The 14,482-nt window shown below is 55.6% G+C and carries 10 protein-coding genes; 5 read left to right on the top strand and 5 right to left on the bottom strand.

Going from position 1 to position 14,482, the window contains the following annotated elements; translation table 11 throughout:
• Nucleotides 1-237 precede the first annotated feature (237 nt).
• Together SH528x_RS02980 and SH528x_RS02975 are read left to right on the top strand one after the other, a co-directional pair.
• Complete coding sequence (locus SH528x_RS02980; protein WP_442509047.1) at nucleotides 238-1,743, top strand: BBP7 family outer membrane beta-barrel protein; 1,506 nt, start codon at nucleotides 238-240, stop codon at nucleotides 1,741-1,743.
• A 171-nt stretch (nucleotides 1,744-1,914) separates the two neighbouring features.
• The gene (locus tag SH528x_RS02975) at nucleotides 1,915-2,835 is read left to right on the top strand and encodes an aldo/keto reductase (RefSeq protein WP_442509046.1); all 921 of its coding nucleotides are present in this window, start codon (nucleotides 1,915-1,917) and stop codon (nucleotides 2,833-2,835) included.
• A gap of 275 nt (nucleotides 2,836-3,110) precedes the next feature.
• Here SH528x_RS02975 and SH528x_RS02970 read toward each other — a convergent pair whose 3' ends face one another.
• Nucleotides 3,111-6,011 (bottom strand): PSD1 and planctomycete cytochrome C domain-containing protein, encoded by a 2,901-nt coding sequence (locus SH528x_RS02970; protein ID WP_442509045.1) that lies wholly within the window; start codon nucleotides 6,009-6,011, stop codon nucleotides 3,111-3,113.
• Nucleotides 6,012-6,159: 148 nt separating this feature from the next.
• Nucleotides 6,160-7,239, bottom strand: a complete 1,080-nt coding sequence (locus tag SH528x_RS02965) for an NADH:flavin oxidoreductase/NADH oxidase (RefSeq protein WP_442509044.1) — start codon at nucleotides 7,237-7,239, stop codon at nucleotides 6,160-6,162.
• Between the two features lie 646 nt (nucleotides 7,240-7,885).
• On the opposite strand from SH528x_RS02965, the gene SH528x_RS02960 reads away from it, so the two are divergent.
• Nucleotides 7,886-9,019 (top strand): hypothetical protein, encoded by a 1,134-nt coding sequence (locus tag SH528x_RS02960; RefSeq protein ID WP_442509043.1) that lies wholly within the window; start codon nucleotides 7,886-7,888, stop codon nucleotides 9,017-9,019.
• A gap of 122 nt (nucleotides 9,020-9,141) precedes the next feature.
• Entirely contained in the window at nucleotides 9,142-9,762 is a 621-nt protein-coding gene (locus tag SH528x_RS02955; protein WP_442509042.1) for a hypothetical protein, read from the top strand.
• Here the strand turns inward: SH528x_RS02955 and SH528x_RS02950 are convergent.
• Nucleotides 9,759-10,241, bottom strand: coding sequence for a hypothetical protein (locus SH528x_RS02950; RefSeq protein WP_442509041.1), 483 nt, complete (start codon nucleotides 10,239-10,241; stop codon nucleotides 9,759-9,761). The genes SH528x_RS02955 and SH528x_RS02950 overlap by 4 nt on opposite strands.
• A 408-nt stretch (nucleotides 10,242-10,649) precedes the next feature.
• Here SH528x_RS02950 and SH528x_RS02945 point away from each other — a divergent pair, with 408 nt between their 5' ends.
• Entirely contained in the window at nucleotides 10,650-11,546 is an 897-nt protein-coding gene (locus SH528x_RS02945; RefSeq protein WP_442509040.1) for an HDOD domain-containing protein, read from the top strand.
• A 79-nt stretch (nucleotides 11,547-11,625) separates the two neighbouring features.
• Here the strand turns inward: SH528x_RS02945 and SH528x_RS02940 are convergent, their stop codons facing one another.
• Nucleotides 11,626-13,125, bottom strand: coding sequence for a DUF6666 family protein (locus SH528x_RS02940; RefSeq protein ID WP_442509039.1), 1,500 nt, complete (start codon nucleotides 13,123-13,125; stop codon nucleotides 11,626-11,628).
• Nucleotides 13,126-13,301: 176 nt separating this feature from the next.
• Nucleotides 13,302-14,444, bottom strand: coding sequence for a dGTP triphosphohydrolase (gene dgt / locus SH528x_RS02935; RefSeq protein WP_442512073.1), 1,143 nt, complete (start codon nucleotides 14,442-14,444; stop codon nucleotides 13,302-13,304).
• Nucleotides 14,445-14,482: the final 38 nt, after the last annotated feature.

Below are 14,482 nucleotides of genomic sequence, written 5' to 3'. Positions count from 1 at the left end.
AAGTTTTTTTGGTTTCAGAAGTGATGTTATTGCCTCTTCACCGCGTCAATACGCGTGAAACATTCATTCTAACGGGTAAACCAGCGATGTTAGATAAACTTTGCACGCTTTAAGCATCAAGCTGGGCAACCTGGGGTGACTTTGCCTGGAGTTCCTATGGATCTGCATATACCGGTGGAACCAGTCGATTGTCTTATACCAGTCAACCAGTGTTCCCGGACTGTTACGAGATTTCCTATGAAAACGAATTTGAGAGGCCTGGCCCTAACAGCATTGTTGCTGTCTGCCTCAAATGTGAGCTTTGCTCAACAGGGTGCTTCGAGTGTCGGCGATCTTCCAGGCTACGACGAAGACGCCTATTTTGCAGACGAAAGCACTTACCAACAACAGGTAAGTGAGGTCGCTCCGGCGTCTCATTCGAACGCGTACGAGAGTTCGCAAGCCTATCAAGACGACGCAGCTCATTATGCTGCCGAGCCGGCTTACTCGCCCTCAGCCGCCAACGACCTTCAACCGGTCGCATTCCTTGATGGCCATCGCATGCGAAACCGCCAAAGCAATCGCGGATACCAAGCATCGTGTGATAGCGGCTACGGTGGCTATGCCGAAGCCGGTTGTGGCGTCGACTACAGCGGTGGATGTGATGGCGGTTGTGGCGGCAAGTGTGGCGGCGGATGTACTCTTCGCCACATGGGACTCGGATCCATGTTCGGTTGCGAAAGCAACACATGGGCCCAGACCGAAGCCTTGTTGTGGTTCACACAAAACCGTGACATGCCCGCATTGATCTCGACCGCGGCTCCGGGTGAGGCCCCCTTCGGTCCTAACTCGACCACCGTTTTCGGTGACGACATCAATGGCGAATTGTCAGGCGGTTTCCGCGGCGACTTTGGTAAGTATTTCACCAAAAACATCGGCCTTGGTGGACGCTTCTGGATCCTTGCTGAAAACCAAGATTCGTTTTACGGCGAAGGCGACGGCAGCGATCGATCGATCGGTCGCCCGTACTTCAACACCAACACCGGCGGTATGGATGCAATCTTAGTCGCTGCAAACAACGTCAGCGGTGCAAACTTCACCGGTGCAATCGCCGCTGAAAGCTCGCTCGACCTGCTTGGTGCTGAAGGTTACGCTCGCATCAACCTGGGTGGCAGCCGCACCAGCAAGCTCGAATTGATTGGGGGTTATACCCACTTCAGCATCGACGATACCTTGCGAATGAGCAGCGTCAGCGTGAACCGCAACACCGGTGATGTTACCAACTTCAACGACTCGTTCGACATGGAAAACCGCTTCAACGGTGGTCAAGTTGGTTTCGAGATGAGCATGAGCCGCGGCCGTTGGACCGCCCGTTCGATGACCAAGGTTCACTTGGGTAACATGAACCAAACCGCTAACATTGCTGGTTCGTCACAGTTCGGCCCCATCGGCAGCAACCCACCTGTGCTTTCGGGTGGTGCTCTGGCTTTGGACAACCAAGGCACGTTCGAGCGAGATGTGTTCTCCTTCATCCCCGAAGCGAACTTCAAGCTCGGCTACCGATTCCGTCCCAACGTTTCGCTTAGCGTCGGCTACTCGTTCCTGTACTTCGACAATGTAGCCCTTGCTGGCGACGTTGTTGATCCGATCTTCGACGGAACGACCAACGCCACCGGCGGCCCGTTCGGTGGACGAGCGTTCAAATTTGATGATTCGAGCCTCTGGGTTCAAGGAATCGACCTAGGCGTGGTAATTAACCTCTAAGTTGAACTTTAAAATTGGCCCAGCGGCTCCGGCTCATCGTTTTAGTCCGGAACACCGCGTCGGAGTCCGCTAGAAGAGTCAAATTTGGGGTGTGAAGGATTTTTCCTTCACACCCCTTTTTTCGTTGGTTGACGCTTTTCGTCGTCGTATCTGCTCGGCACAATGACAAGCATGAACAACGAAAAACCGATTGTGCTTGGTCTCTGGCCCATCGCGGGCGTCACCACCATGGGCGTGACCCGCACCGATGCCGAAGCCACCATCGCTACCGCGATCGACTTGGGCGTGACGGCGTTTGATACCGCGTTCAGCTACGGCTATGACGGCGAGAGCGACAAAATTTTGCAGCCTTTTCTGGCCAAGGATCGCGATCGCTTTGAGGTGATCGGAAAAGTGGGCCAGCGTTGGTCAAGCGATCGCAAACGCGTTATCGACGGGTCGGCCGAAACGCTCACCGCCGACGCCGAAGAGTCATTGCGGCGATTGGGGATCGATTGTTTTGACGTGCTGATGTTGCACTCGCCCGATCCGAATGTGCCCATCGAAACCTCGGCCGCTGCGATCGCGGAACTGCAACGACGAGGACTTTGCGAACGCACCGGTGTCAGCAACGTGTCGCCAGCACAAAGGGCACAGTTCGCGTCCGTGGTTCACTGTGATGCGATCGAGTGTCCGCTGAATCTGTTGCAGCGAGATTCGCTCGATCAATTAATCCCCGAAGCGAATCACGATGGCGGCCAAGTCTACGTGTTCTGGACGCTGATGAAAGGTTTGCTGGCGGGCAAAATTTCACGAGACCATGTGTTTGCCGAAGGCGATAGCCGGCCTGGGTACCCGATTTTCCAGGGAGCTGCACGCGAGCGAACGCACAAAATATTGGATCAGATGCAGAAACTTGGCGAACGTGCGAACCGTACCGTTGCCGAGTTGTCGATCGCTTGGGCGGTCTCGCAACCCGGCGTCACCGCCGCGCTCGTCGGAGCCCGTCGGCCGGCTCAGATACGCGAAACATGCACCGCCACGCGTTTGCCACCTGAGATCATCACCGAGATCGACCGCATTGTCGCGTCGACCGATTCCCCCGGGATGTAGGAGACGGCTGCTTTCGTTAGCCGTTTTGGCTGACGCCGTGAAGCATTTTCTCGTAGCGGAACTCGTCAAGAGTTTCGGGAGGCATCCGTCAATCGAACGAAAGTCTTGACGACTTGTTGATTTAGTGAGCCGCTCGCGCGTCAGCGGCCGGGTCCCACGCACTACCCGGTGCCTTACGGCCCACGGCTCACTGTTGCGATTTGCATTTGGATTAAATCGACAAGTCGTTGACGACTTCCGTTACGCTAATTTGGCACAAACGCGGTGATGTTCACCTAATCCACGAATGCAAATTCGTTGCTCATCAATAACACTTGAGCCAGTTGCTCGAGTCGATCGAGCGGTCGTGATGCTCGGCTTCCGTCGGGACCTTTGAAGTCTTCGGCCGAATCCGTTTCAAATTCCTGTCCGGTCTCGGTCACCAACTTGATCGTGGCTCGCCACACGAAGGAGTCGAAACTATCGGAGTCCCCCCGATTGATGATGAAATCGATTGTTTCTCCCTTTTCAACCCGTGTTTTAAGCGGTCCAAATTCACGATTTTCACCGTGGCGGACTTCGCTGAACACTCGCTCGTCCCCACACCACACAATGGCCTGGACGCCGTCGCCTCGCTTTTCGCGATGCTCGATCATCCCCGTGATCGTGACGTCACCTGACACCGGTGCCGTCCAGCGCCGTACGACACCACCGTCGGCCCCCCGCATCGCGTGACCTCCACTATCGCTCAACGACGCATAGCCAAACGACCCGTCGTCCGGGAGTTTGTCCTTGGCTTGCCAGCGTTTGTCTTTGAACACCGCAAACGGTTGGAACTCGCTAACACGCCGATCGGCATCCAGTTTCGCCGTGCCGTAGCTCCAGTGTTCACTCGCGACAATAAACGGCGCCGGAGTTTGCTGCAAAAAGGAAACAAATTGTCTTTGTTCCTCTTCACTGGGTTCACGCGATAGCACACGACGAATGAGCGATTGGGTATACGCCAACTCGATGGGTTGCTCGACGTCGCGTCCCACGGTTTGCCGGACCTCCTTCGCCACCCGCCGTGCCAGTTCTTGTGTTTGGGCTCCGTTCAGCAAATACAACGACTGTTGCGGCACCGTCGTGAAATAGCGGTTGGGTGAATGAGCATCGGGGCTGGCAAAGTCAAAAGTGCGAAAGACCGCTGGCAGATTCTGGCGATCGATCATCGCGTAGATCGTACGGCGAGGGACGGGCGTCGGTCCGGTGATCTCGACCGGCTCGCCGCCGATCGTGTACTGCAACGATCCGGAGACCGCCAAAAACGAATCACGTAGCGATTCAAAATCACGACGTCGACGGTTGGCACGGGCCAATAATCCATTGTCGGGATCAAGTTCACGGTTCCGTTCGGAGGATGAAACCGCTTGGCGATAGATACGCGAAAGGACGATCCGACGGACCGTCTTCTTGACACTCTGGTGTCGCGAAAAATCCACTGCCAACTCATCGAGCACCTCAGCGACTGCGGGCGGCGGGGTCCGCACTCCAAAATCACTCGTCGATTCGACCAGCGGTTTGCCGGTCAAATGACCCCAGATTCGATTGACCAAAACTCGCGAGGTCAGCGGATTATCCGCCGCTGCGATCTCGTTCGCTAATTCCCAGCGACCGCTGCCATCTCGAAACGGTTTGTCATCTGCATCCCGCAGCGCGGTGAAATATTGCCGCGGTGCGATCTCGCCTCGATTCCCCTGTTGGCCACGGACCAAGATCGGATGATCGTGCGGTTTTTCAATATCCGACATCATCAACGGGCTTTTACCGTCCTCGTTGTGTTTGCTACTGCTGAGGATGCCGAACATCGCGTAATAATCGGCCGTCGGGATCGGATCGAACTTGTGGTCGTGGCAACGAGCACAACTGACGGTCAATCCGAGTAACCCGCGAGTGATCACGTCGATGCGATCATCTCGCGTGTCCAGACCGTTCAAGTAGCGACGTCCGACGGTTAAAAAACCCATTGCGTCGAGGTTGCCCGCTTCGTTGTTCGGGTCGGTGCGATCACCCGCCAATTGGTGCAGGATCATTTCGTTATATGGCATATCCGAGCCAAACGCACGGATCGTCCAATCGCGGTAACGATCACTCCCTTTCAAGCGACGCTCTTTGCCACCGAGTGCGTAGCCAACCGTGTCCGCATAGCGAGCCACATCGAGCCAATGACGGGAAAAACGCTCGGCGTATTCGGGGGACGCCAACAGCGAATCGACCAAACGCACGTACACATCGGGACGTGTCGAAGCGACAAACTGCTCAATCGCGGACTCGCTTGGTGGTAATCCCGTCAAATCAAAATAGACACGGCGGATCAGCGTTTCACGTGGCGCCGGTTCGGCCAGTGTCACGCCCTTCTCGGTCGCTCGCTGGCTCGCAAAGTCGTCGATCACGTCGTGGGATCGGGGATCATGCTGCTCAGGCGGTGCCGGTGACACGGGGGCGACAAACGCCCAATGCGATTTGGGGTCGATGTCCATCGGTGAAACCGACGGCTTGTGAGCAGCATCCGCATCCTGCTGGATGACGCGAGGGTCCGGTGCCCCCATTTCAATCCAAATGCGAAGGTTCGCAATCGCGTCGTCATCAAGCTTGCCCTCCGGCGGCATCAGCATGTCGTCATCCGCATACTCGACCGCACGAAGCAGCAGGCTTTTGGATCGATCGGTGTCCACGATCGCCGCACCGCGAGTTCCACCTCGCCTTAGCCCGGCACGCGAATCGACATACAATTCACCTTCGTTGGCCTCGGCTTCATGCGAATGACACTCGTAGCAGCGTTCGATCAGTAGCGGGCGGATCTTTGATTCGAAGAACGTTACCGCCTCGCTACTGAGCTTCGCTTCGTCAGCCTTCTCAGCTGCTAGCGTGGTCGTCGAAATGAACACGAGCATCGCGACTTGCATCAAGCCTATAGAGCTTTTGCAGCACGAGCGGAGTCGTGCAGAGCGATAGAAATTGCTTGCGATCAACATCGAACGGTATGCCTGGGGTGGGGTAGGGATCGGGCAGGAATCAATGTCGTTGATCGCTAAGCGATCAAAACGCAGGTTCGCAGTGAACGAACCACAACACTTGATTACCGCGGATTCCTTTTCAGTGGCGGTGATACGGCGGGAACTTAGCGAAGGGAACTCGCTATGGGGGGGAGTCGTCATTATAGTCGCGAACAAACCGTGTGACGATGGCGGCCGTGTGACGATGGCGGAAAGCACGCGCTGGCAGGCTCGCGTAAAATAGCCAAAGGACCTGCAATCACCGAGAGACGCGAAAAAGACGGCTATTTTCCCCTTCCACGCCGATCGCTTAATTTACCGCCCGTGCGTATTGGACTGGCAAGATATCGCTGGCCACTTCCGCGCCGAGCGTTTCGGCGGCGTGGTAGGGCCAGTACGGATCTCGCAACAATTCGCGGCCCAACATCACCATGTCGACTTGTTCTTTTTGAAGCGCGTCCTCGGCTTGTTGCGGTTCGGTGATCGACCAACTGGTGGTGGTCGGAATATTAGCTTCTTTGCGGATTCGCCCTGCGACGGGAATCATGAACCCGGGGCCCCAGGGGACGCTGTCGATATCAGGAGTCACAAATCCATGGCTGACGTCCAGTAGGTCCAAGCCGGCAGCTTTTAGTTTGCGAGTCAATTCGATCGACTCGTCGATCGTGACACCTCCATCGACCCAATCGGTCACCGACAATCGAGCGGTCAACGGCAACCGCTCGGGCCACACCTCACGCACCGCGGCAAACGTTTCCATGATAAAACGAGTACGGTTTTCGAAGTCACCGCCATAAGAATCGGTCCGTTTGTTGGACAAGGGCGAATAGAACTCGTGTGCCAAGTAGCCGTGGGCAAAGTGGATTTCGAGATAGTTAAAACCTGCAGCCAAGGCCCGTTCGGTGGCACGCACGAAATCGCCTTTGACCCGTTGGATATCGTCGAGCGTCATCTCTTTGGGCTGTTTGGAAAGTTTGTCGCCAAAGGCGATCGGCGATGGCGCGATCGTGTCCCAGCCACCTTCGTCATTGGAAAGATGCTTGTCTCCTTCCCACGGTTTACTCGCGCTCGCTTTGCGACCAGCATGCGCCAGTTGGATGCCTGCGACCGAACCATGTTCTTTCAGAAACCGTGCAATCTTTGCAAACGGCTCGACGTGGTCATCGGTATAAATACCGCTGTCGGCGGGGCTGATCCGGCCCTCGGGCGATACTGCGGTCGCCTCGACCACCACCAAGCCCGCACCGCCGATGGCACGTGACCCTAGGTGAACGAGATGCCAATCGCTCGGAAAACCATCCTCGGATGAATATTGGCACATCGGTGACACGGCGATGCGGTTTCGCAAGGTGACATCTTTGAGCGTCAGTTTTTCGTAGAGTTTTGTCATAACAGCAAGAAGTACAGATTAAAGTTCGAAGCAATCAGGGAGCAGGCCGTTAGGCATGCTCGGTGGCAGCGCATCGGGCCACAGGGGACGGCGAAACGCATGCTGTATCGATTGTGCAAAGGTGTCAATACGATTGGGTTTTCTGGCGATCGCGGCAGCTTTCTGAAGCTTGTGGCGTCCGACTTGAGCAAAACTGGCCAATTACCTCGTCAAAACGCCATTTCGTGGGCCGGTAAGTGGATTCGTACTTATCAGCCCCATTAGTTGCCCCCAATCCTTGTTCGCAGCCGCGACAGAAATGCAATTCGCTCCCTCGGTCGGGGGCGGTTTAAGCTTACCGTAAGCGAAAAATCTGCCGCATGCGGTGACTCTGCGCCCGCTAAATTCCGATCGATTCGGTTTTCGAGAGAGTTCGTAACACTTTTTCCACACCGCATTGTTTCCGCAATTGATACGACTAACGTGTGTTTTGCGGGGCCATGACTGAAATTGATGCGAGTGACTTCATTGCGGCTCCATCGTTCGTTAGCGTAGACGTGCGGTGGCAAGGCGAGTCTTGTCTTCCCCGCTTTCTGGCTTTTCACGCCTCATGGTTCGGCCTGAAGCCTCGATGCACTGATCCCCACTCCTCACGCGACGGATGCCGATGACCCCCGAAGATTCTTACGACGTTCCTGTGCAAACGGATGTCGACGCGGCGGAAGTTTCTGCGACGGATTCCCAGGAACTCGATTCCAATGGGACCGATACGTATGAAAACCAAGCCAGTTACGAAACCGAAACCAAACTAGAAACCGAAACCCTAGAATCCGAGACCTACGAAGACGTCGATTCGGAAGACGTCGCTTCGAGCGAAGAGGAAGCCGCCCCCGTCGCGTCGGCCGATGATGCGGACAACGCCGAAGTGTTGGTGAGCGAGGCGAGCGAATCGGATGTCGATGAGCAGGATATCGTCGAAGCAAAGCAAGCTTGGGATGAGGACGATCCACGGTTAGCCGAGTTGGCTCAGCCGTTTGTTGGCCAGTGGAACCAATTGATCAGCACGACCAATTGGGAAAAGGGCGAAATCGTCCACCAATGGCGTTTGGCACTGATCGAGTCCGGCGCACCTTCGACCGAATACTCTGACGAAGCATGGGCACGTCGTGTTGGCGGCGTAACCGCCCCGCACGTCGGACGATTGCGTCGCGTTTTCGATCGCTTTGGTTCGACCCATGCAACCTACCACCAATTGTACTGGAGCCATTTCCTGGCGGCACTCGATTGGGATGACGCTCCGCTATGGCTCGAAGGTGCAGTGCAGGAATCTTGGAGCGTTTCCCAAATGCGTGAAAAACGCTGGGAAGCCACTGGTGCGGTCGAGTCACAACGACCAACCAACAGTCAAATTGTCGAAGTCGACACCGACGAAGATGTCGTGTTGCCCGCGCAAGGTGGCGGTCGTACCAAAGATTTTGACGAAGAGAGCGCCGGCGAAGTCGCCACGGGACCACGCCCGGAAGGTCCTGATTTCGGCGACGAGGAAGAGTTTTCGGCGATGGATGCGTCGAAGGCGAATCCACCGATGACCGAAGCGGAATCGAAATCGGAGTCTGCATCCGAGGCACCTTCGAGCAGCCAGCCGTTCGCGGGGCTGCCTGAACTTCCCGATGATTTGGCCGATGCCATTGAATCGCTGAAGCTAGCCGTACTGCGTCACAAATCGGCTAAGTGGGAACAAACGGATGCCGAGACCATCGAACGCTATCTCGTAGCAATCGGCATTTTGCTGAAATCATAAGAAAGCGGCTCACAGTAGCCCGGGCGGCGTTTCGGCTGGCCCGGGCTATTTTTTTGCCGTCATCGAATCACCTCGTCGTCGCCACTATCGACTCGCCACCTTTTTTACGGGCAGCAAATTTAATGCAGATCTATCCCCTTTCGACTGAAATCCAACTCGATGTTGGTGCGGCAGACCGCAGTGACCGCTTCGTTGGCAATACCGTCGACGTGCCTTTGTCGGATGAGACGTCGTTGTATTCGATCAGCGATCGCCGTCTGGCAATCTTGCTCTGCATGATCACCACGTTGTTAGGGTTTGCCATTGGTGGCTGTAGCGACGACTCGGCCGCCAAAGAGATCATGCTGAAACGCGACTGTCTAAGTGAATTGGCAAGCCAATATCAACGCTTCCAAACCGAGCAGGGAAAGTCGCCTAAGGATGTCACTGAGTTCGCAACCTTTATCGAAGCGAGCATTCCACCACAACAGGATTCTGCGTCTGAGCAGTCCGCAAGTCACGAGCAAACGGTTGTTGGCGAAGCGTTAAAACGGCTTACCAACGGCGACATGATGATGTTGTACGACGCGGTGTTGTTCACGGATCCTGCGGTTGATCCCACCGCGATACTCGGCTTTGAAGCCGCCGTCGCAGGCTCGGGCGGCTACGTGGTGAATGTCGACGGTATTGCATCGCACAAGACCGCCAAAGCGTTTGCACAGCATGCGAAGGTCGCCACGGTCGAAGATTCCGTGCCGCGTTAGACGCGTGCTTTCGGCTTTGCGACATTAAAGATCACCGCGATCATGGTGATCTGCAGCACCGCGATCATCAACGGTGGAATCCCGCCGACTCGGCCAAGCACGGTGTTTAGCCATCTCGGTTCGCGGGACTCTTGCATCGCGATCAATTCGCTAATCGAATGTGTTTGGCCCAACCCGCTGGTTTGCGGCCACGACGACGTATGCTCCCAGCCGCGACTGGTTCGCCGCCAACCGGTCGGTGGGATCGGGTTCAGCGGTCGATCCTCCGCCGATGTCACCGTGGACGTCGTTGCCGCGCTCGATGTCGCTGTTATTGGGATCTGTGCCACTGGGATGGACGCAATCGAATGTGCTGGAGTCTCGTGAGTCAATCGTAATACGATCACAAATGCCACGATCATGGCAACACACTTTGCATTGACCCATAGACAATGCTTCAGCAGACGAACGTCGTTTTTGTTGAATCCAAAGTTGCTCATATTGAAAAGAGCAACGTTGCACAAAACGAACCATTGGGTGGAACCAGCCCACTCGAATTGCACACAAACCGTTCACCTACAACGACTTACGCCACCTCACCTCATTTGCGCCCCGTGTGGTTCTGTGGTTCTTTTTCGTCAACGCCCGATGCCAAAATGCAACCTTCGTTGCAGCCATGATTCACCCCTGGCGACCTGTCCTGCGTGTGACCAGGTGCATCGAAGTGCAGCGACATGTAGCGAATTTAACGATTATGTGCCCCACGCTTTGGTTGCTTGATCTGGGCCCGACAAAATCGTTGCCCGCCAGCGATTCTTGGCCTAGGTTTCAGAGGCGAATCTTTCCGTTTGCCAAACGCAGAAATCACCCGACGAAAAAATCCCTAGGCCCAAGCCCACAAAAAAATCATGTCGACCGTCATCAATACCACTGCTCTCGAAGATGTCTTCCACTCGGACGTGTTGCCCGCACTGCCGCACAGCGCGATCGCGCTGCTTCAGCTTTCACAGCGAGATGACGTGGGACCACCCGAATTTGCCAAGCCAATCGAGGCGGATCCTGGTTTGATGGGCCAAGTACTGAAGTTTGTGAACTCGTCGTACTTTGGTTTCAGCCGCGAGATCATGAGCGTGCAGCAAGCGTTGACATTGGTCGGAAGTCGGGCGATCACCAACTTTGCTTTGTGGAACGCCGTGTTCAGCGTAATTCCGAATCCAAAATTTGGTCCGTTCGATTTGAAGTCGCTTTGGCAAGACTCACTGCGTCGTGCGATCTTGGCACGCAAGCTTGGTCGTTCGCTGAAAGTCGAAAACGCCGAAGACTTGTTCGCCGGTGCTCTTCTACAAGATATGGCGATTCCGTTGCTATTGAAAGAATTGCCTGAACAGTACCAGTCGCTTGTCGAGCGACGTGCGGCCGAAGGTCGACGTCTGAGCGGACTTGAGCAAGAATTGTTCGGCTGGGACCATGCCGATGCTGCTGCACTACTGGCAAATCGCTGGAGTCTGCCCAAGGACTTCGTGACCTTGATTGCACAGCACACTCAACTTGATTCGTTGCTTGGACAAGGCGACGCCGCTCGTGGTGGAGCATGCGTTGCATTGGCATCGCTGCTGCCTTCATGCAGCGACGAAGACTGGAACGAGAAGGCCGAGTTCGTGAGAGGCTACGAGCGATTGACTCAAGGCGATCAAGCAAGCCTCGCCGAACTGTTTGTCAGTGTCGACGAAGACACCGCGTCATTCGCGCCGCTGCTAAAACTGCCAACTCCGAAGCGAACATTGTCCGCCTACTTGGCCGAGTAATGTGAGTTCACATTGTAGGCCGGATCAAGTCGCGATAGCGACGCCGATCCGGCAGATACGAAAGCGATAGCAAGCTCGTCTATTTACGATCCACCATAAACGTGCCGTTGTCAGCAACGTCAAACATTGGTCGGCTGTAACGGCCTGCTCCGCGTGGTCCGCCGGGACGATAAACCAACCCAATTGCGATGTTCCACGACTCTTCCTGGTAACCCGTACTGTTGGTTCCTTCGTTGGGTATCAAGTAGGTCGCTCCGGTTGAAAGAGCCAACTTCTGACGCAGAGGCAGCGTCATCGTCGTTCCGAGAATGCCATCATCATGATTGGTCCATCCTGCGAACGCGTCCCACGATCCTGAGTTGTGAAGCATACGGCGATAGAAGAACCGATATTGATCGGTCGATTCAAAGCTGATGTTCGAGATCACCGTGGCTCCAGCCGAATTGCGGACCGATGTCGAGGAACTGTCGTCGCCAAGACTTGACATAAACTGAAATCCATAGACGTGACAGCCGTTTTCTTTCCAGCTCAATTCACCGCGCAGTTGAGTCAAATCGGCTTGGTAGTACCAATCGTCACTCATGTAATCGACGACCAATCCGTATTGCAAACCATAATCAACGCGTCGAAAAAATCCGCCCGTGACAAACACTTGATTACGTCGGTCACTGGTGAACTCGGCACCCGAAAGGTTGTTCTGAGTCGCTCGCACACCGAGTTGCAACGACATGTCCCAACCAAACAATGGTTTCAGCGAACGCCCTTCGTTGAAGCCTTCGTAAAAACCGAAGCTGCCCGATCCAACACGGCTACGGCCGTTGCCGCCATCGGTGTTGGCAAAACTCAGCGGGCCCTTAAATCCTTGGACACCGGCGAAAAAGTCAAATCGATGCCAATTGATTCGCAACAGCGGCAAGAACAACGGATACGTTTGCACGCCGCAGCATGAATTGCACCCGCCACCACCACAGCTGTCGCAGTAGTCGCCGCTGATCGATTCCAGGCCACAGCTGGCGTCGTGGTAACCGATCGATTCCATCCCGCAAACCGGTTCGCCTCGGCAACTAGGGCAAGCTTCGACGCCACAGCCGGGATCGCCATATTCGGCGCCACAACCGACTTCATACCCGTAGCCTGGCTCAAAACCGCAGCCTGGCTCAAATCCGCAACCGGGCTCAAAACCACAACCGGGTTCGACGCCGCAGCTGACTTCGCCACCACAGTCGCAAACCGGACCACAGTTGGTACACCCGCCGTCGTAGAACCCGGCTTGGCGAATTTGGTCGTCCACCAACGGTTCGCTCGGCATTTCGTCAATCACGTTACCGCGAGCCGCTTGAGATACCAACGATCGACGCTTCGGCATTGGCTTTGCCGATCGTTTGGGTTCCCACATCACCCGCGTCTGATCCATCGATTGGCCAGAAGCCCCAGCTCGAAGCTGATTCTCGGCTCCCTCGGCTTGCGAAAGAACACTGAGATCATTTGCAAGCAATGAAGCGAGCGCCAGCGCGACGATCGCAGTACACAATGTTTTCGTGGTTGCTAGCAAAGACCGTGAGGTCGGTGACATTTTCATAACAGCTACTTTTGAGAAAAGTCGTGCGAAGATGGCCGTTCTGGCAGATGCAAGCAATCCGCGTAACGCGATTGCGAGAGCATCTACCGAGACTCCAGTTTTCTTCATCGGCGCGGCATGACCGTTACGATGAGAAAACTTTCTCTAACCGGCACCTTTTCTCTGATCCGTAACTGCTACCAGTCTGCGAGGGGGCCTCGCGATGATCCCGTCGCATATTGATGTTGCTGGTCGCAAAACGCATCGGTCATCCCGGCCAAGTACTCGCCGACGACCTTTTCAAGCGGTTGATCTTGTTGGCGCTGGCGGAATCGCAGCGGCAGACGATTCGGGTCCTTGGTCAATATGCTAAACAGCTCGCTCAAACGTTTCGCCGCCGAATCTCGCACCGGAATCAAACGAGGGTGACGGTACACGGCGTTAAACAGGAACGCTTCCAATTCGCGGCGTTCGGCGCCGAGTGTTTCGCCATGACGGAACCGGACTCCCAAATCACAGATGTCGTTGTGGTGATGCCCCTCATATTGACGCAGCATCTCGCTCGACACCTCAACCAACTCACTGACTTGCAGATCGATCAGTTCGTGAACCAACGATTGACGCAGTTGATGGATGGGCATGAAGCCTCGTTTGTCTCGAATTAAATCGAGAGCTCGCCGAACAATGTCGAGTTCTGCGAGTTCGTCGATCGAGAGCAGTCCCATTTGCAACGCATCGTCAACGTCATGAGCGTCGTAAGCGATCGAATCGGCCGCGTCGACGAGCTGTACTTCTAGCAGCGGGGCTCGTCCCACGGCGGCTTCGGCCTTGTGAGCTCGCACGTCTTGTCCCGCCAGTGTTTCTCGCGACAGATTCAGTCCCGAAAATTCAACGTACCGCTGCTCGAGTTCGCTGACGATCACCAAGGCAAATTCGTTGTGCGAAAACCCGCCGACGGACGACATGTGTTCGCTCAGCACATCTTCGCCGCAATGGCCAAACGGCGGGTGCCCGATGTCGTGCATCAGCGCCAACGCCTCGGTCAGATCTTCGTTCAGCCGCAGCACGCGAGCCATAGTGCGGGCAACCGACGCGACCTCGAACGTATGCGTCAGCCGGGTGCGATGATAGATCCCCATTTCGCCCGTAAAAACCTGCATCTTGCCGCTTAGTCGCCGAAACGCACTGCTGTGCAGGATCCGATCGCGATCGCGAGCATAGGGGCCTCGGTAGGGATGCGTGGGCTCGGGATACAGACGCCCCTCTGTATCGGCACTATGCATCGCATAGCTCGCCAACAGCAGATGTTCGCTCTGGTCGTACAGCCTAAGCCCGTTCACGGGATGCCTCCGTTCGGTTTCGCCCAATGCGGAGATCG

It is taken from the genome of Novipirellula methanifontis, from assembly GCF_052161655.1.
GTDB lineage: Bacteria > Planctomycetota > Planctomycetia > Pirellulales > Pirellulaceae > Novipirellula.
Note: the sequence above shows the minus strand (reverse complement) of the source record. Positions and strands in the feature narration are given on the sequence as shown.

Coding starts and splice junctions, on each gene's coding strand:
- SH528x_RS02980 (WP_442509047.1), top strand. CDS start 238: ATGAAAACGAATTTGAGAGGCCTGGCCCTAACAGCATTGTTGCTGTCT.
- SH528x_RS02975 (WP_442509046.1), top strand. CDS start 1,915: ATGAACAACGAAAAACCGATTGTGCTTGGTCTCTGGCCCATCGCGGGC.
- SH528x_RS02970 (WP_442509045.1), bottom strand. CDS start 6,011: ATGACGACTCCCCCCCATAGCGAGTTCCCTTCGCTAAGTTCCCGCCGT.
- SH528x_RS02965 (WP_442509044.1), bottom strand. CDS start 7,239: ATGACAAAACTCTACGAAAAACTGACGCTCAAAGATGTCACCTTGCGA.
- SH528x_RS02960 (WP_442509043.1), top strand. CDS start 7,886: ATGACCCCCGAAGATTCTTACGACGTTCCTGTGCAAACGGATGTCGAC.
- SH528x_RS02955 (WP_442509042.1), top strand. CDS start 9,142: ATGCAGATCTATCCCCTTTCGACTGAAATCCAACTCGATGTTGGTGCG.
- SH528x_RS02950 (WP_442509041.1), bottom strand. CDS start 10,241: ATGAGCAACTTTGGATTCAACAAAAACGACGTTCGTCTGCTGAAGCAT.
- SH528x_RS02945 (WP_442509040.1), top strand. CDS start 10,650: ATGTCGACCGTCATCAATACCACTGCTCTCGAAGATGTCTTCCACTCG.
- SH528x_RS02940 (WP_442509039.1), bottom strand. CDS start 13,125: ATGAAAATGTCACCGACCTCACGGTCTTTGCTAGCAACCACGAAAACA.